Origin of the sequence: Paenibacillus sp. YIM B09110 (assembly GCF_037167145.1) — a bacterium.
In the GTDB taxonomy this organism is placed as follows: Bacteria; Bacillota; Bacilli; order Paenibacillales; family Paenibacillaceae; genus Pristimantibacillus.
In genome coordinates, this window is record NZ_JBANSP010000042.1 from 20,325 (window position 1) to 39,396 (window position 19,072).

12 protein-coding genes and 1 pseudogene are annotated in these 19,072 nt (G+C 42.7%); 10 read left to right on the forward strand and 3 right to left on the reverse strand.

Annotated features, from left to right (window positions below; translation table 11 throughout):
- Nucleotides 1–222: 222 nt before the first annotated feature.
- Nucleotides 223–636, forward strand: a complete 414-nt coding sequence (locus V8F51_RS30230) for a MarR family winged helix-turn-helix transcriptional regulator (protein WP_337104220.1) — start codon at nt 223–225, stop codon at nt 634–636.
- Between the two features lie 287 nt (nt 637–923).
- Here V8F51_RS30230 and V8F51_RS30235 read toward each other — a convergent pair whose 3' ends face one another.
- The gene (locus V8F51_RS30235) at nt 924–1,874 is read right to left on the reverse strand and encodes a helix-turn-helix transcriptional regulator (RefSeq protein ID WP_337104221.1); all 951 of its coding nucleotides are present in this window, start codon (nt 1,872–1,874) and stop codon (nt 924–926) included.
- A gap of 92 nt (nt 1,875–1,966) precedes the next feature.
- On the opposite strand from V8F51_RS30235, the gene modA reads away from it, so the two are divergent.
- Both modA and modB read left to right on the forward strand, forming a co-directional pair.
- On the forward strand, nt 1,967–2,824 hold the full coding sequence (modA, locus tag V8F51_RS30240) for a molybdate ABC transporter substrate-binding protein (protein WP_337104222.1): 858 nt from the start codon (nt 1,967–1,969) through the stop codon (nt 2,822–2,824).
- Nucleotides 2,821–3,486 (forward strand): molybdate ABC transporter permease subunit, encoded by a 666-nt coding sequence (modB, locus tag V8F51_RS30245; protein WP_337104231.1) that lies wholly within the window; start codon nt 2,821–2,823, stop codon nt 3,484–3,486. The genes modA and modB overlap by 4 nt, the downstream gene beginning before the upstream one ends.
- 71 nt (nt 3,487–3,557) lie before the next feature.
- On the opposite strand, the gene msrA is transcribed toward modB, so the two are convergent.
- Nucleotides 3,558–4,079: a peptide-methionine (S)-S-oxide reductase MsrA gene (gene msrA / locus V8F51_RS30250; RefSeq protein WP_337104232.1), complete on the reverse strand. Its 522-nt coding sequence runs from the start codon at nt 4,077–4,079 to the stop codon at nt 3,558–3,560.
- Between the two features lie 552 nt (nt 4,080–4,631).
- Here msrA and V8F51_RS30255 point away from each other — a divergent pair.
- Together V8F51_RS30255 and V8F51_RS30260 are read left to right on the forward strand one after the other, a co-directional pair.
- On the forward strand, nt 4,632–5,954 hold the full coding sequence (locus tag V8F51_RS30255) for a hemolysin family protein (protein WP_337104223.1): 1,323 nt from the start codon (nt 4,632–4,634) through the stop codon (nt 5,952–5,954).
- 145 nt (nt 5,955–6,099) lie between these two features.
- Nucleotides 6,100–7,083, forward strand: a complete 984-nt coding sequence (locus V8F51_RS30260; protein ID WP_337104224.1) for a cation diffusion facilitator family transporter — start codon at nt 6,100–6,102, stop codon at nt 7,081–7,083.
- An 89-nt stretch (nt 7,084–7,172) separates the two neighbouring features.
- Here the strand turns inward: V8F51_RS30260 and V8F51_RS30265 are convergent, their stop codons facing one another.
- Nucleotides 7,173–8,153 (reverse strand): arsenic resistance protein, encoded by a 981-nt coding sequence (locus V8F51_RS30265; protein WP_337104225.1) that lies wholly within the window; start codon nt 8,151–8,153, stop codon nt 7,173–7,175.
- Between the two features lie 952 nt (nt 8,154–9,105).
- Between V8F51_RS30265 and V8F51_RS30270 the strand changes: the two genes are divergently transcribed.
- From V8F51_RS30270 to V8F51_RS30290, 5 genes and pseudogenes are all read left to right on the forward strand, one after another.
- Nucleotides 9,106–13,857 (forward strand): LamG-like jellyroll fold domain-containing protein, encoded by a 4,752-nt coding sequence (locus V8F51_RS30270; protein ID WP_337104226.1) that lies wholly within the window; start codon nt 9,106–9,108, stop codon nt 13,855–13,857.
- Between the two features lie 449 nt (nt 13,858–14,306).
- A pseudogene (locus tag V8F51_RS30275) lies at nt 14,307–14,911 on the forward strand (ATP-binding cassette domain-containing protein); the annotation flags it as partial.
- 223 nt (nt 14,912–15,134) lie between these two features.
- Nucleotides 15,135–16,169, forward strand: a complete 1,035-nt coding sequence (locus V8F51_RS30280) for a Cfr family 23S rRNA (adenine(2503)-C(8))-methyltransferase (protein WP_337104227.1) — start codon at nt 15,135–15,137, stop codon at nt 16,167–16,169.
- A 167-nt stretch (nt 16,170–16,336) separates the two neighbouring features.
- Entirely contained in the window at nt 16,337–17,815 is a 1,479-nt protein-coding gene (locus V8F51_RS30285; RefSeq protein WP_337104228.1) for an Lsa family ABC-F type ribosomal protection protein, read from the forward strand.
- A gap of 566 nt (nt 17,816–18,381) precedes the next feature.
- Nucleotides 18,382–18,873 carry an SMI1/KNR4 family protein gene (locus V8F51_RS30290; RefSeq protein ID WP_337104229.1) on the forward strand — a complete coding sequence of 164 codons (492 nt, stop codon included), beginning with the start codon at nt 18,382–18,384 and terminating at the stop codon, nt 18,871–18,873.
- Nucleotides 18,874–19,072 lie beyond the last annotated feature (199 nt).

Genomic DNA, 19,072 nt, shown 5'->3' on the forward strand with positions numbered 1-19,072 from the left:
GACATAACTAGTTATATCTAGATAAGCACAATATATATCGCACTACGATGTAAGTCAATACTCTGATGTTATTAAAAGTAACATGTAAACGTTTTAAATTAAAATTTTCTCGAATTCCACGTGTGAAGAGTTATATAACCTAACATAAAATCGAGTTCAGATTGTCTGATGGGTGTAGATATTATAGACTGAAGACAATCTTTCATGAGATAGGAGCAAGCTATGACAAACAACCGATTACCCAAAAATGTATACGAAGAACTTGCTTTATTCCGATATCGAATTCGCAAATTCATTAGATTCAGCGAGGATGCGGCCCGTAGCAAGGGGCTTACTCCACAATATCATCAGTTAATGTTGTCTATTATGGGATTCCCGGGAAGAGAGTACGCAACCCCGAAAGAATTGGCAGAACGACTGCAACTTACCCCTCATGCTTGTATTGAACTCATCAAACGTTGTGAGGATTTAGAATTGGTACTACGATTTCCCAACCCACAGGACAAGCGCAGTATCTATATACATGTGACGGAACGGGGAATGACTATATTAGAAGAGCTATCAGAGATTCATGTTGAAGAATTGAAAAAAGCAGGATTACTTGAGGTCCAGTTGAACAGGTATGACGAAGAGTAGAAGTTTTTGAATTCATTCAAATGTCATATAAAATGACATAATTAGATTGATTTCTATCGTGAGACGATATATATTGAAAAAGTATAGTTCGATTTAGACATAATTAGTTTTGTTTGATTTAAAACAGAGAGGGGGCGAATGTGAGGAAGAGCTTGTTGCTGGGCCCTATATTCAGACAGCAGACAAGCTCTTGAACATGCATGTTGAAAGAGAGCGAGCGCTTCATTTATTGGAAATTTTCTTAGATGAGTTGGAACTGAGAAACGATCATACGTTTCACAATTGAACTAAGTTTCCAATAGTACCTCGCCAGTTAGGGTCAAATCGTATCCAGATATGGCTTGGAGATCTTTTTTAAATTCATCTGATTTAAGAATGTGAAGCAGCGTTTGGATCCAAATTTGGTTGTTTTCCGTTTTGAGCATGACGAGATCATAGCGCTCTTTAATCAGCGGAATAAAGTCAATGTTTCCGACGATAGATGCTGTTTTCTCTATACCAACGCCTACATCGGCTTCACCGGCTGCAACTTTGGATGCAACGCCAAGATGATTGTTTTGTTCGTTCTCGTAACCTTTTATGTGAGCAGATTTAATTCCATTGAGACGTAGCTGCTCGTCAAGTAACACGCGAGCTCCCGAACCTCTCTCACGGTTAATGATTCGCAAACCGGGGAGAGCTAAGTCTGACCAGTCATTGATCGACAAAGGATTACCTTGCCTAACATAAAGGCCAGCGTTTCGTGAGAGCAAATTGACGACGATGTAGGAGGAACCGACAAGCAGTTTGCGGATATAAGGGATGTTGTATTCGTGAGTATCTCCATCTAGTAGATGAGTACTTACAATATCCGATTCGCCGCGGTACATGGATACCAAACTATCCATACTGCCCACGTAGGCGCGTAATGGTCTTATGCCATTCAACTTTTTTTCCATGTGGTTAGCAAGTATGTCGAGACTCAGATCCTGACCAGTAATAACGAGGTGGCGAGATCCACTATGCATAGCAGGAATATGGGATTGTCTATAGCCATCCGTTTGACCAGCTTGATCATTAAGCTGAACGCCTTTATTCCGTTGCTTGTAAGCCTCGAGATCGGAAGGATCAACGCGCATTTGTTTCCCTACTCGATAGGATGGTAATTCACCTTTTTTTATTAAATCATATACGGTTAATTTGGAAATCTTCAATAGTTTAGCAATCTCTTCGGTCGTATACGAGATATCGCCGGACATGACGCGCCTCCTTGTTGAGGGACAAAATGATTTATTTTCTTGTCATCATTGTAACATAATTGTTAATAGAAAGATCATTCAGGAGGGTTACTATGTTTAAGAAGATTAATGGTTATACGTTGTTGTCGATTGTAATTGCTTTGGTATTAGTACTTGCGGGATGCGGAAATGCGGATAATACAAACACAAACACGAATATTAGCTCGAACGCACCGGCTGAGAGTACAGTTGAACCTAGTCAACAGCCCGTTCAAACGGTAGAGCTTACGATTTCAGCAGCCGCGAGTATGACGGATGCGTTAACTGAAATTCAGAAAACGTATGAGGCTGCTAATACATCTATTAAACTAAACTTCAATTTTGGTGCATCTGGTGCTCTGCAGCAGCAAATTGAGCAGGGAGCTCCAGCCGATCTCTTCCTGTCGGCAGCTGCTAAAAATATGACCGCACTCGTAGATCAACAGTTAATTGATGCGAACCAGCAAATCAATTTATTGGGTAACGAACTTGTTGTTGTCGTTCCTAGCGATGCTGCAACGGTTATCGAAAAGATGGAAGATCTAACAAAAGAAGATGTAAAAACCGTAGCAATCGGTATTCCAGAGAGCGTACCTGCGGGGAATTACGCGAAAGAAGCGCTTACGAACGTGAAGTTATGGGACGCTTTGCAGTCCAAATCCGTACAAGCAAAAGACGTAAGACAAGTCCTGCAATATATTGAAACGGGCAATGCAGACGCAGGTTTCGTTTATAAGACGGATGCATTAACTACTGATAAAGTGAAGATTGCTTATTCGGTCGACGCAGCTACTTACAAACCAATTGTATATCCAATAGGTGTTGTCAAAGCAACAAAACATTTGGAAGAAGCTGAAAAGTTTTATACGTATCTGCAATCGCAAGAAGCACTTGATGTATTCATCAAATATGGCTTTTCCGTTTCTAAATAATCGTGGCGTCTTTAAATTGGCATGATTTTTGGCTTCCGATCCGACTATCATTATTAGTGGCCTTGTTATCTAGTATCGTTGTGCTGCTAATTGGAGTAGCTGCCGCATGGTGGCTTTCCCGTAGATCGATTAAAGGCAAGATATTCATAGAAACTGTATTCATGCTACCGTTGGTACTTCCTCCAACGGTAGTTGGCTTTTTGTTGCTTGTGTTATTAGGGAGAAGAAGCTGGTTTGGCGAATGGATCGAATGGCTGTTTTCTGCGCCGATCGTGTTCACTTGGTGGGCCGCGGTAATTGCTTCTGTAGTCGTTTCTTTCCCGCTTGTTTATCAAACGATGAAAGTCGGCTTTTTATCCGTTGATAGAAATTTGGAGGAAGCAGGCCGCTCTATTGGAGCAAACGAATGGCAGGTCTTTTGGCATATAACACTTCCATTAGCTATGCGTTCACTTATTTCTGCGTATATTCTAGGCTTTGCCCGTGGATTAGGGGAGTTTGGGGCTACTCTTATGATCGCTGGAAACATTCCGGGGAAAACACAGACGATACCTACAGCGATCTACGTTGCAGTCGATTCAGGTAATACTGCTATGGCATGGGCATGGACAGGTTCGATTATTGTCATCTCTTTTGTGTTGTTACTTCTTAGTCGGAAATAATGAAAAACAAAGCTGCCGAGCTACTCGGCAGCTTTGTTTTGTATGTTTCTGTATGATTAGTCAATGGCGTTCTAATCCTTGCTCCAATATTTTTCTATAATAGCATCGCGTCCAGAGTATACTCGGGATTCTTTATAAAACTTTGGATTTTTTCGATGATAATTCTGATGGTATTCTTCAGCAGGGTAAAAGACGGACGCTTCCTCTATCCCTGTAACGATAGGTTTCTCGAACCGACCGCTTAATCCAAGTGCTTCTTTCGACTTCTCCGCAAGCAAACGTTGTTCTTCGGTATGATATAAGATAGCAGCACGGTATTGGCTCTTACGGTCATTGCCTTGTCCAGTGGCGTCAGTAGGATCGATCTGCGGCCAGTAGAGTTCAAGCAACTTTTTGTAAGGGAAGATAGCTGGATCAAACGTGATTTGCACTACTTCTAAATGACCTGTATCACCAGTAAGTACTTGCTCATAAGTTGGATTTTCTATTGTACCACCCATATAACCTGATATAATCCCATGGATACCTGGTTGCTCTTCAAATGGAGTTACCATACACCAGAAGCAGCCACCGGCGAACGTTGCTTTTTCAATCAAAGGAATTCCTCATTTCATGTGTAGTATTGATTATCTAATCAGTAAAAATTATTATACTATATTATATCAGTCTAAACATCACTATTTATAACGTAATCCATTGGACAATGCATCTAATCTTACCTGAATTAATGTTACTGACAATAGAAAATGTAATAAGTGACGAAGAGCAAGTAATTTATAAAATCACAAATGTAATGGAGGAGTTTACCTAGTCGGGTTTCACTAAGGCTCTCCAATAGAGAAACGATTGGCTCTCCTGATTTGTTCCTATTGATCAACAGTTAAATAAATAGAACAAATATAAGCACGAATTATAAATGTATGAACGTTCTATGAATAAGTTCATAAGAACCTATCCAAAGATGGAGCATTATGAACAATGCGTAAGATAATGAAAGACAATAGGAAATTTCATTCGGAAATAGGAATGATTAAACCTCAGAGCAGCTGTAGTGAATTAATTACCCGTTTGTTGGAATGAATAAGAATCCTTTATATTAGATATAGAAACAAAACTATCTGAGTAAAGGATTGTGATAAGTCAATATGGGTATAGGATTCAATTTATTCATGGTTGCCATTTTAATCGTGCTAACTGCTTTTTTCGTAGCAACTGAATTTGCGATTATCAGACTTCGTGCAAGCAGAGTGGATCAATTGGTCGTAGAAGGCAAGAAAAATGCACTCGCAGTCCAGAAGGTTAAAAGTAACTTAGACGCCTACTTATCCGCCTGCCAATTAGGCATAACGATTACATCGCTTGGATTAGGTTGGTTAGGTGAACCAACGGTCGAAAAAATACTATTCCCACTGTTTGATCACTTCGGACTAAGTAGCGATATCAGCCATGTATTATCTTTTCTGATCGCTTTTATTGTCGTAACGTTCTTGCACGTCGTTATTGGTGAGTTAGCACCGAAAACGTTGGCCATTCAGAAGGCTGAATTCGTAAGTTTTTTAACGGCTAAGCCGATTATATATTTCTATAAATTAATGTTTCCGTTCATATGGGTATTGAACGGGTCTGCAAACAGATTAGTTCGATTGTTTGGACTAAAACCAGCTTCAGAACATGAAGAAGCCCACTCGGAAGAAGAAATTCAAATCATTCTAAATGAAAGCTATCAGAGCGGTAAGATTAATAACACGGAATATGGTTACGTGAACCGGATCTTTGCCTTTGATGAACTAATTGCAAATGAAATTATGGTGCCGCGTACCGATATGATTTGTTTATACACAAGCAAATCCTTGCAAGAAAATATGGAAATCATTCGTAAAGAGCAATTTACACGCTTTCCGGTTGCCGTTGAAGGTAAAGATAACATTATTGGAATGATAAACACAAAACAATTGTACTTGAGTTATCAATCGGAGCAAGAATTTGATTTTACTAAGCTCATACAGCCTGTATTAAGCGTATCTGAGGTGACCCCTGTTAAGTCTCTGTTGGAAAGAATGCAGCAGGAGCGCGTTCATATAGCCATTCTGGTCGATGAATACGGCGGTACATCAGGACTGGTTACGATTGAAGATATTTTGGAAGAAATCGTTGGCGAGATTCGTGATGAATTTGATTCCGAAGAACGAGCTGAAATAGAAATGGTTACCGATAATCGATACCTGCTTGATGGAAAAGTATCGCTCGATCAATTAACCAGCTTATTGGGCATAAAATTCGACGATGATTCTGAAGTTGATACGGTTGGGGGATGGCTATATAGTCAAATTCCGCAGATTCATGTAGGTAAGAAGTATGAATATAATCAATATCAATTCATCATAAAGGAAACAAGTAAAAATCGAATTCGTAAAGTTGAATTGATCATTCTTCAAAATGAAAATGTTGCGGCAAGCAGTAGTGCATAATTGATCCAATTCGAGGCAGGGAGGATGTAATCATCCGAACTGCCTCTTTGGTATACTGTCGATTGAATCATCAACTGTACACATATCATTTACTTAGCCGGGGAAAATAAAGGACATCTTGATATGCATGACAGGAGGTCGGCTGATGAATGCGAAGAATGAGCCGGACAATTTTTGGTCACTCATCAAAAAGGGGAATATGTCCTCTGCTACAGCAGCAATCGGCAACACAGGTTTAGCAATCGTTAAAGGAATTGCAGCTACCATAACCGGCAGCGGCGCGATGTTCGCATCCACCATGCACTCGGTAGCCGATGCTGTCAATCAAGCTTTTGTCTTTGTAGGCAGCGTATTAGCTGAGAAGAAACCGACTCGCAGGTTCCCCACGGGCTTTGGTCGAGTTATTAATATATTTTGCATGATAGCTGTTATTGTCGTTACACTAATGGCATATGAAACCATCCGAGAAGGCATCCACTTATTGAATCATCCCGCCGAAGCACATGGATTTTGGTTGAACGTCATTGTACTTGTACTTTCCATTGCTGTGGATGGGTTTGTATTAATCAAAGCAATGAAAGAAGTCGTCCGCGAAGCTCGCGTAGAAGCAATCGGCTGGGGAATTGTCCGAGCTTCATTTCGAAATGTAAGTAAAGCTGCGCCTCCCACGAGATTAGTTTTCTACGAGGACATCGTGGCAACTACAGGCGCAATATTAGCTTTATTAGCCGTTATTGTGACAACCGTTACAAGTTTCGAATTGCTCGACGGCATTTCGACAGTACTTATTGGACTTCTTATGATTGCTGTTGCTTTTCGGGTAGGCTACGACAATATGATTGGCTTAATTGGCGTTGCCGCTCCATTAGATATAGAGGCCAAAGTAGCTAAGCTCATTTTCTCAGAGTCCAAAGTCGTTGATATTAATCAAATGCGAATCGTGCAAGAGGGACGATATTATCATGTTGAAGCATTGATTGAGCTTCAGCCGGGACTGTCTTTAGCGAGTGCCGATGATATCAAGTTCCAAATTCGAGATAAACTTCTTCATGATCCGGATATTGCAGATGTTACTTTAGGAATTATAGAGGATATGGGCATCCAAGATTGGAAACCTGAAACTAAATAGCATGCTTAGAGAAGAACCAATAAGAAGAATTGGTAAAGCAAAGGAGCCTCCATTCAAGTTGGGGGCTCCTTTGCTTATTCAGAACTCGCCTAATTAGCTTTGTCACGTAGAACTACATTAGGAACAAATCGAACATAGATAAGCTCTCCGGCAAGCTCGACAATAGTTTGCGTCACAATAATTGCAGCGACTAGTGTGCTCCAGTTTTCAGGTAAAGCTAGAGCAAGGGGAAGTACCACAAGGGAATTACGTGTTCCTGAACTAAATATAACAGCCCGTCCTGATCTAACATCTAGTCTAAACCACTTTACGATAAAGCGAGTAAGGAAGGGCATGATGAGCATGAATGCGATATAAATAGGAATAACTTTGATAATTAGATGCCAGTAGGCAGATAGCTTGTTAATTTGCGATGATACAACAATAAAAAGGGTTAACGCCATGAACGGAACAGGAATCCATGCCGAGGCATCTAAAAGAAGTTGACCACCACGATGACTTTTGTTAGTAGATAGTTGTAATCCTATAGCCAGCAGAACCGGCAATACGATGATGATCAGAAAAGCTTCTATAAAAGGTCCTGGACTCACAACTTCAGAAGCTTGTTTGCCCATGAAAATCCATAGATAAACAGGTATTAAGATCATTTGTGTCACAAAAAGAATAGGTGTTGATAGGAGCATAGCCTTTTCATTTCCACGGCCTAGATGAGTAAAAACAATTACATAATCTATGCAAGGTGCCAGTAAAACAAGATACACACCAAGTAATACAGGTGATTGCTGAGGCAGGAACTGAGATAACAGCCAGACGACAATCGGTACTGCAATATAATTGGCAGTTAGAATAGCCAAGATAAAGCGTCGATTTCCAAGTAACTCTTTAATAGATGTAAAAGGAATCTGTGTAAACATGCCAAACATCAACACAGCGATTACGCCAGAGATTATAATGTGATTATCCAATGTCTTCATTAGATCAGGGGCCAATAAGCCAAGTCCGGCTGATAGCACTAAGATAACGACATAAAGCCAAATCTGATTTTGCTCAAGTTTCTCCCGATTTATCATTCCGCTACTTAATCTCCTCTAAGGCATTTGCAGCTCATGCCGCTGTTAGCTTTAAGGTTTATGATTGCATTATAACTTTGTTAGAAAGTGATGTACATGTAAACGGAATGTTTTATGACACTATATTGTCCAGGGACACAAAAGTGGGGACATAACTGATCACACAAAAGCTTGAGAAATCAAGCTTTTTTATTTTTATGTCCTGACACTTATGTCGCAGTAAAATACACAAATGTAGGGACATTGTACTGTAACGACACAATTCTGAAGACATAGTCGGGGCTTCGCCGCCCTATCTTGAACGTTAGTAACTAGGATCAGACCAAGACCATCCTGGTAATGTTGAAAAGTAAATGCATTCCCATAGGGGTTGCCTTTGCTTAAGAAGATCTGCCCATAATCTGAACCGGAAAATTTTCGCTGTCGGAAACCGCGAAGTTGATTTGGGAGAGTTCAATTGCAACGTTACTGGTTGTAAATGTAAAAAAACAGGATGGAAATTTGAATTCCTTTCACATGTGAATCTAGTACACTTGTATCAAGCTCTTTCTGTACTAGTGTCATGGTGAAAAAGTGAAGATATGAAGCAGCTCCAAGAGCAGCTGTTATTGGGCAAATTCACTAAATTGATACTGATTTTATCTGGAGAGCTTAAGGGTTTTGGGTTTGAATTAAATGGATAGACGTATCAACTATAGCTATTTGAAGGGAGGGGACTTCTAGCTGGACGGTATCAAGCCAGTACATTGCTACGGAAGGAAGAATTGAAGAAAAGTTTCTAGCGATTAATTGAAAGGATTACTCAGGGAATATTCGAAAGCGCTTTCTTAGAAAGGCCAAATACTAGGTATAGGAATTAATATTACTGGAGTATTAGTTAGTTCAGTAATAGTACAGGCAATGGATTGAATCTTTTAAAATCTAATTTTTGAAATGTGAACAGGAGGGTATTATGAAAACGGTTAATAAAAGATTGATATCATTAATTACTGGATTTGCACTGTTTTCCGGATTACTGACGGTTGGCATTAACGAGGTGCCTTCCGTATCCGCTGCAGCGAATGTTATCGCCAATGATAGTCTTTCTGCAACAATCGGGGATTTAGGGCAGATTGAAGTACTAAATATCAAGAATAACCCATTAAACAAAAAAAATGCTGTTGTCAATTTTGTTTTGCCAAACTCTACCTCACCACAGAACGACGTCCAGCACCAATGGATGGGCGAAATGCTTTTTTCTTACCGTACCGGTGACACGGCAGTATTCCCTAACGACAGAGTTGGCTTTGTAGAAGTTGATACAAATAAAACACTGGCGGCTGGTGGATCGACTAAATATACAACGATCAACGCTAGTAACCAATATTTTACGAAGGTGGCTTCCTCAGACGGAAAGAGAGTAGAAGTCAATTTTATCGGACAGCCTCTTACTTCTACAACTGCTCGCACGATGAAAGGTTTTGACGCGAAGTCTGTATTTAATATGAATACCACTGACGGTTCATTGGAGTGGGAAATTACCTTGAAAAACAAAAGCACCAAATATATGGAATTCGGCGATATCGGTTTGCCGATGCCATGGAATAACAAATATTTAAATGTATCGGATACCTATGACAACCGAGTTACTGTGCATAATTTTGCCGGTGCCGATAGCGGGTATTCCTATGCCATCCGCACGAGCGGCGAAGGAAATTTCATGATGTTCTCCCCAGTGCCGGAAAGCGGCGCTCGCATCGAATATGTTGATTATTGGTTAGGTGATGCGGGTGAAGTTCGTGCCGGATCTCTGTACTCCAACTGGGTCGGCGACAGTGGCGGTTGGTTCCCTGGACTGAGTGTTCTCTATATTCACTCCAAGGATATATCGAAAACAGGTCGTGGATATTTTACGGATGCCACTAGCCTGGTTTTGGCGCCACAAGCGGAAAAAACATATAAGTTTAAGTTTTCAGCGGTACGCGCAGGCGACAACACGCCGCAAGTAAATGCCGCAAGTCCAAATAACGCTTCTTCTTCTATGGAAGACCGTGAGAAAAACCTTCGTTCCATTCTATACAAATCAGGGATGATTGACGCAGTGGCATTGCCTGGCTTCCAGGCTGCAATCAATATGCCTGTCAAGCTGGCTCTGCATTTCGACGACACTAAAATAGATTTGCAGTCGATCCAGATTCAGAATATCCTCCAGAATGATCCATATGATGCAGCACATATCCCGGTTGTTAAAGATAATAACAGAGCCGGTATGGTCAACAATACTCGTACCGGTCGCGGTTTACCTTCCGGGAACTCGGGATATACAAAATCCGCAACGTTTGTGGAAACCAAGATCGTAAACGGTGAACAGTATCATATCTATGCGCTAACTTTTGACAACATCGGCAATAACAGCGTTCGTGTGAATTATAGGCTGAACTCCGATCCTGTAGGGGTGAATAAATTTACCCAGTATGAATTCAATATTCTGGCCGAGCTTGACCAAACATCGGATGCCCACAGCCAATTTATGGTCAATAATACGCAGGATAAGGTCACGACTAGTCCTACCTTCGGGATCTATCGAGACTGGTACCTTACAACCGGTCTTGATACGGTGACCAGCCATTGGGGAGATGACTGGAGCCACGATAACATCAACTTCATGACGATGAAGAATTATCTCGATCCAGATGCCAGTGAAATCCAATCCATTGAAAACTACCTGATCGACTTCATGTGGAAAAATTATATGAAATATACGCAATCAACGTTTACGGTTGCGAACTATCTCAATGCTTCAGGTATTTACTCCACTTCAAGCGCGCCATACGTGCGGACATTTTCTGAAGCGATGGAAGCGACTGGATTCTTCAATATGTATCGAATCCAAAAGGCATATCCCAATATGATACAGTATCGCGAATCTCCGCAATTTTATCTGGAAAAGGCCTATGGCATTTACTATAACCGCGTCGGCGCCGGAGCAACCGGATTCTACGGCGAACAACAAATTCCGGATTTAATTGAGGCGCTTAAAGAAGAAGGAATGACAACTCAGTATAATAATCTAAAAACGAAGTTTGCTCAAACTAAAGCAACGAGCGTGTTAAACGCTGCTTATCCTTACGGGTCTGAATTCGAATATGACAATACGGGCGAAGAAGGGGCCTATGCAGCAGCAAAGGCATTGCGCACCTACTACCCGACAGACTCGAAGGTAGCCAAAGCCTTGGAAAGCATGAAAGCAGATGACTTGAAAACTCGTGCAATGCGCGGTATTCAGCCTACTTGGTACTTCTATTCCGTGCCGGTATTCCGCGCCGGCGAAGGCTGGTGGAATTTCCAATATACCGCGTCTTTGGCAGGGTCCATTATGGATGATATGATTCGTTATCAGGCTGACGGCAGGACTGCAGATCAGACGGCTGTCGCACAGCAGCGCAACTATGCCGCTAAGATTTCCAACTTCAACGCCGTTAATATGGGGCAGATATCCGCTCAGTCTGTAGGAAGTACCGCTTGGAGATTTAATGCTCATAAGGGCGGAACCGGTACCAAAAACGTATACGATGGCGGTACACGCGTTATGAACAACGGCTGGCAAGACTTTTCCGGAGAATCGGAGGAAGGGCTCTATGGCTCGCTATTGCGTATCAGTTCCGATATTGTCACCGATCCGGTATTTGGGCTTTTCGGGTATGGAGCCACGGTCACTGACGTAAACAACAAATACGATATCACACCAAAAGACGGTTTTGGTAAGCGTATCAACCTAATCAAAGAGAAAATTTACCTCGTTTCGGAAAGCGATAAAATTGTAAATGCGTTGATTCAAAAAGACGGTAAGGCAATTACCCTTCAAATCTCGAATCTTGCTCAAAAATCGCACGCATCAAGGCTTACTCTCGATGGACTAGGAGTAGAGAATGGCTATTATACAATCAAGCTGAATGGTGCAAATGCCGGTCAGTTCTATGTGCAGAACAATAAAGGCGTTGCTATGTTCCAAATGAGCAGTGCGCTAGCTACTGCCGAAGTGATCATTGAAAAGTCACTTACTGGATCCAATCAAGCTCCACAGGTTACTACAGAAGTGGTGACACTAAGCCCGCCGGTAAATCTTCCGATTTTGTTGAACGGAATCGTGACCGACGACGGCGCACCGAATGGCGCTACGACTTACCTATGGGAAGTTGTCAGCACTCCGACAGGTGGCCAACTAAGCTTTACCAATAATAAAGCAGCAGTTACAAAAGCCGTAGGTACAGTAGCAGGCTCCTATACGGCTAGGCTTACCGCTAATGATGGCGCTTTGAGCACCTCTAGCTTACTGACCTTTGTGTTGGGTGGTGGCACATCGGTGAACAGCGCGCCGATCGTAGATGCTGGCTCCAACGCGACGATCGCGCTTCCTTCGACGATCGCGTTATCAGGAACGGTAAGCGATGACGGCCTGCCAACTGGCGCGACCGTCACGACGACATGGAGCCTGCAAAGTGGTCCTGGAACTGCGATGATCGCAAGTCCGAATTCGCTGAATACGACGGCGACGGTAACCGTTCCGGGCACTTATGTGTTCTTGCTTGCCGCGACCGATACCGCGTTGCAATCGACGGATACGGTAACGAAGACGGTTCAAGCTTCGCTACCGGACCAGCTCGTTCGCTATCAGTTCAGCGAGACGAGCGGAACATCGGCAGCAGATTCGTCAGGCAATAATAAGACGGGCACGCTAAACGGCGGCGCGACGTTCTCTGCCGGTCAGACCGGAAACGCGGTTACCTTGAATGGTTCCAACGGCTATGTCAGCATGCCGAGCGGTATCGCCAGCGGTGCGACCAGCGTGACGATTGCCGCGTGGGTAAATGCGAACAGCTTAAGCAACTGGACGCGCATTTTCGATATCGGCTCCAGCACGACGAACTATATGTTCTTGACGCCTCAACCGGGCGGCGCGGGTCTCCGCTTCGCCATCACGAACAGCGGCAACAGTTCCGAGCAGCAAATCAACTCGACGACCGCGTTCCCGACGGGCGTATGGAAACACGTCGCGGTCACGATATCCGGTTCGACGGGCAGATTGTACGTGGACGGCGTGGAGGTAGCGACGAACACGAGCATGACGCTGAATCCGTCCAGCCTCGGCGCGACGGCGAACAACTGGATCGGCAGATCGCAATTCTCCGGCGATGCTTACTTCAACGGTTCGGTAGACGACTTCCGCATTTACAGCAGAGCGCTTAGCGCTTCGGAAATCAGCGCGCTCATGGTGGGCGGAGGCACGGCTCTTACGGACATCGCGCCGCAAGCGACGGCGTCGACATCCTTCGTCTCCTCGTGGGAAAGCTTGGCGGGCTTGAACGACGGCTATACGCCGACGAGCTCGAACGATCGCGGCCATTCGGTGTACGGCAACTGGGATAATCCAGGCTCGACGCAATGGGTACTGTATACGTTTAGCGCGAACAAAACGATTTCCTCGGTTGACGTCTATTGGTTCGACGACGATGGGGGCATCGACCTGCCGGCTTCGTATACGATTCAATACTGGAACGGCAGCGCTTGGACGAACGTGGCTAGCCCATCGGGTCTCGGCTTGCTGGCGAACCAGTACAACACGACGACGTTCACACCGGTTACGACGAATCAAATCCGGCTTAGCATAACGGCTAAATCTACCACATCTACAGGCATCGAATCCTGGAAAGTTTACGGAAATTAACGCAGTCGGTTGCGCTCTCCGGGCCGGTCCTCTGGACCGTCCTGGCGGGCGCAATTTTTTTCGCGAACGGAATTCGCGATATCCCCCTCGTCCTTCTATCGAAGGCATAACTAACTAAAGATCATGAGATCGGTAAACTTCGATCCCATGCCCTTTAGTTATTACCGGCCTTTTCAAGATTGAAAAGTATAAACCTTTATGATAAGATGAATTCTAATTTAACGATTGGAGTTGAAAAGGATTATGTAATATTTCTTGCTTATGTCGTAATGAATAAACCAGTACACCTGTTTTATTCTTTATAAGCAAGAAAGTTACGTATTCTTATCACTCAATCAACATATTCATTCCAGCCTTGTTAAGGGTTGGAATGGTTATATTTGTTTGAGCCACGAGAAGGTAACTTTCTTGTGGCTTTTTATTATGATACCTTGTCCAACGGCGAGCAAACGCAGCTTCCCTACCATCATCACCAGCTGGTTGAACTTGATCATGTTTCCATTCATTACGGCAGGAGAACGGTTTGCAGCGAGGTCAACTTTACCGTTAAGCAAGGGGACCGCATAGCGCTATTAGGCGCAAACGGATCCGGTAAATCAAGCATTCTTAAGCTGATTTGCGGCGAGGAGATATCTTTCACCGGCACGGTTAGAAAGGGGAGTCAGCTTAATATACCTATGTTTCGCAGGACACTTCGTTTTTGCAGGGCAATTTAACGGATTACGCAAGATACTACAGGATCGAAGTAAGCTTATTCGAAACAATACTAAGAAAGCTTGACATTGCCCGCTCTCAGTTCGATAAAGACATAGGGTCCTTCAGCGGAGGTCAGAAGAAGAAGGTACTCATTGCGAAAAGCCTTTGCGAAGATGTTCATTTGCATATCTGGGACGAACCGTTAAACTTCATTGATGTCATTTCCCGTATGCAAATCGAAGAACTTTTGCTGGAAAATTCACCATCCATACTTTTCGTAGAGCACGATAGTGAGTTTTCACGAAGATCGTTGAACTGTAAGGCAACGCGTTCTTATTTAAATGAGGAGGTTGAATGAAATGTTTGAAGTTGTGCATGTTCTTGTGAATCGTTCATTATCCGTGGGTACGGTTCACGATCAAAATAAACGGATGTCGGAGCATTATCCAACGATCGATAGATGCACGTAGCGACTGGAGATGCGAGCCTCGTTCGCGTATATATGCTGTTGGTTAATGTAGATGTTAAGTACCCTCTATGGGTGCTTAAGGCCTTTTCTCCGGCGCAAGGGGAGAAAAATCATGAGATCAACTTCAAAATACGAAATGATTCAGCGCCTATTGTCCGAATGGAAACAACCCGCATATCGGTATCAACAAATTGCGGATGCGATCTTCAAGCAGCGAATCGGTGAATATGACAGAATGACCTTAATACCCAAGGTAATAAGAAATGAATTAATCAAGCACCTTGGCGAACGCGTTTTGAACGTAACCCCAGTTGTGCAGCAGAGATCCAGTCAAGTGAATAAAGTGCTTTTTTCCGTTGAAGGCGGTGAACGCATAGAAGCCGTTCAACTCATCTATGAGCGTGGCTGGAAATCATACTGCATTTCCAGCCAGTGCGGATGCGGATATGGTTGCACCTTCTGTGCTACAGGCACGATCGGACTGAAACGAAATTTAACCGCAGACGAAATCACCGATCAACTGTTGTACTTTCATTTAAACGGTCAAACGCTCGATAGCGTATCGTTTATGGGCATGGGAGAGGCGCTCGCCAATCCTCACATTTTCGAGACGCTGCAAATGCTGACGGATCCACGAACCTTTGGCTTGGGACATCGAAGAATTACGGTTTCCACCATCGGCATTTTGCCGGGCATCGATCGTCTGGCAAAGGAATTTCCGCAGGTTAACCTGACCTTCTCGCTGCATTCTCCGTTCGACGAACAGCGGAGCGCGCTAATGCCTATTAACAACCGGTTTCCGCTGAATGACGTGTTGAGCAAGTTGGATCAGCATATTCGCGATACAGGCAGAAAAGTATATATTGCCTATATACTGCTTAGAGGAGAAAACGATTCCAGCGAGCATGCGGAAGCCATTGTCGCTTTGTTAAAGCACAGAGGTTCTTGGTACCATTTATATCACGTCAATTTGATCCCTTACAATTCAACCGACGTTACGCCCGAGAACTATCATCAGTCGGACAAAGAACAGGTTCAAAATTTTGTCAGCATCTTAAAGTCAAAAGGAATCAAAGTCACTGTACGAACCCAGTTCGGAACCGATATCGATGCTGCATGCGGTCAGCTATACGGACACAACAAGTAACCTATCAAAAGGAGTGGTAACAATGGGCACAGACTCGGTTATTACGCATGATTTACTCCGTATAAGTCGTTAATATCCATAAAACTTATGCGGAGCGACTAAGAAGATATGGGTATGAACCGACTTTTTATATAACGGAAATGGGTTATAAAAAGGAGGAGCTTACGATGTCAATGATTCATGTACAATACCTGACGTTTTCATATCCAAGCAGCTTTGATAATATTTTCGAAGATGTTAACTTTCAAATCGATACGGATTGGAAGCTTGGATTTATTGGCCGCAATGGTCGAGGCAAGACAACTTTTTTCAATTTGTTACTAGGAAAATACGAATACAATGGAAAGATTAGTGCTTCCGTTGAATTTACTTATTTTCCATATCCGGTCTCGGATAAAAGCAGGTTCACGCATGAAATACTAGAAGAGATCTGTCCTCAGGCAGAAGATTGGGAGTTGCTTCGGGAAATATCTTATTTGGATGTCGATGCCGAAGCGATGTACCGGCCGTTTGAAACCTTATCAAATGGGGAACAAACGAAGGTTTTGCTGGCTGCGCTATTCTTGAAGGAAGGACAGTTTTTATTAATTGATGAGCCTACCAATCATCTGGACAGTCATGCACGAAAGATGGTTTCGAATTATTTAAAAAAGAAAAAAGGATTCATTCTCATTTCGCATGATCGAAACTTCTTGGATGGCTGTGTTGACCACATTTTGTCGATAAACAGAGCCGATATCGAAGTTCAAAGTGGCAACTATTCTTCTTGGAAGCTAAATTTCGATCGACAGCAGGAACATGAGGAAAAAACAAACGAACGTTTGCAAAAAGACATCGGAAGGCTGCAGCATTCTTCAAAACGTTCAGCCAATTGGTCTAATCAAGTAGAGGCTTCCAAAAATGGTACTACGAATTCCGGTTCTAAATTGGACAAGGGGTACGTAGGACATAAAGCCGCAAAAATGATGAAACGTGCAAAGAACCTGGAAACAAGGCAAAATAAAGCGATCGAAGAAAAGTCGACGCTGCTTAAAAATGTGGAAAAAACCGAGCTATTACAATTCGCGCCCTTAGAATACAAAGCTAAAGAACTGATTCAGTTATCGGACGTGGCTGTTCAGTATGATGGTAAATCGGTGAATGCGCCAATTAGCTTTAACATCAAGACAGGGGATCGAGTAGTACTTGATGGAAAGAATGGTAGTGGAAAAAGTAGTATTTTAAAACTGATTCTAGGGAAGCCGCTCCAGCATACGGGCACGTTGAACGTTAGTTCTGGCCTTGTCATTTCTTATGTACAGCAAGACACGTCTCATTTAAAGGGAAAGTTATCTGACTTTATTGAAGAAAATGAGATTGATGAACCGTTATTCAAATCCGTCTTACGCAAGATGAATTTTGACCGTGTCCAGTTTGAAAAAGATATCTCTCACTATTCCGGTGGACAAAAGAAAAAGTTGCTTATAGCTAAAAGTTTATGCGAAAAAGCTCATTTATACGTTTGGGATGAACCACTAAACTTTATTGATGTTTATTCACGAATGCAAATTGAAGAGCTTATTAAAAGTTTTAATCCAACCATGGTTTTTGTTGAGCATGACCAGACATTCCAAGAAGAAGTTGCAACGAAAGTAGTTGCCTTATAGTTTTGCTTTGCTTCGTTATAGTTAGGCCGATATGATGGCACATTGCGTAAGATTATTTCAAAGACAGCTGACGGAAAAATGAACTGCACCCCAATAGTTAGGCACCATCTAACAAATCGGGGGTGCAGTTTTTTGTCCAAATTTAATTTATAATTAAAAAAAGTGATCGATCAATATCTGCCAGAGATTGCTGTATGAATGAAAATTCATGTCGGGTGACAAAAACATAATCCGAATGAAGTCCGCGATCATATTCCGGATGGAACCGGATGGAGGGAAGAAGGGGATAAATTTAACTTATAAAAAACATAACGAAAAATAGAGCTGTATAATGTTTGATGTCGGAGGACAAGAACATCTGTACAACGCGGGTCGCATAAACAGCGGCTTTTTTGTTTTTTGTATAGAAGTTCTTGTCGCCAGCTCAAGACAAGAACTTCTATACAAAGCCGTATTAGGACAAGAACTTCTATACAATCCCGTGATCCCAGGAATGCACGATTTATTAAGCTAACGGAGAACGAGAGCTTAAAGAAGAGATGGGCGACTGACGAAGGGACGATGACATGAGTAACGTAATACGATTGATTCAAGATGCTAAGACACTTAAAAACTGTGAAGTGAATCCTACATCGGGTTTACCAATACTCCGTCCTTCTCATGTGTTGCCACCCGATCTAAAGGAATTTTATGAAGTATGCGGTGGTAAGCTGCTTTTCAATGATTCTGATTTTTCCTATCGTGTACTCCCACCAATGGAGTTTAAATCGGCCAATTTAGAAATTCTTGGTGAAGAAGTGGAGGATGACATAACCAACGATTGGTACACAGTCGTTGATTGTGGGAATGGTGATTTTATAACAATCGATTTGCACCCTGAACGTCTCGGAAGGTGTTACGATAGCTTTCATGAAACACATGGTTTGGTGGGGGATACACCGATTATCGCGTTGTCATTCACAGAGTTGTTACAACAACTTCTTCAACATAAAGGGAAACTAATTTATTGGTTAGACGAGAATTTTAAAGCTTTAGGTGACGCATACGATAAACGGTGAAGAGCATCTGAGCTTACAATAGATTCGTTGCGTGGCGAGGAAAAACTCATTAAGAACAAGGCTTTTAATCTCCTTACAGACATATGTACAAAATTCTGGACCAGATGAGCTTACGATTGCCCAAGTTGTGGTCGATGGATCCTTTTGGAATGCGTCATACACACCTAGTTCTACTTTGGAACGATTCGGTAGTTCAACG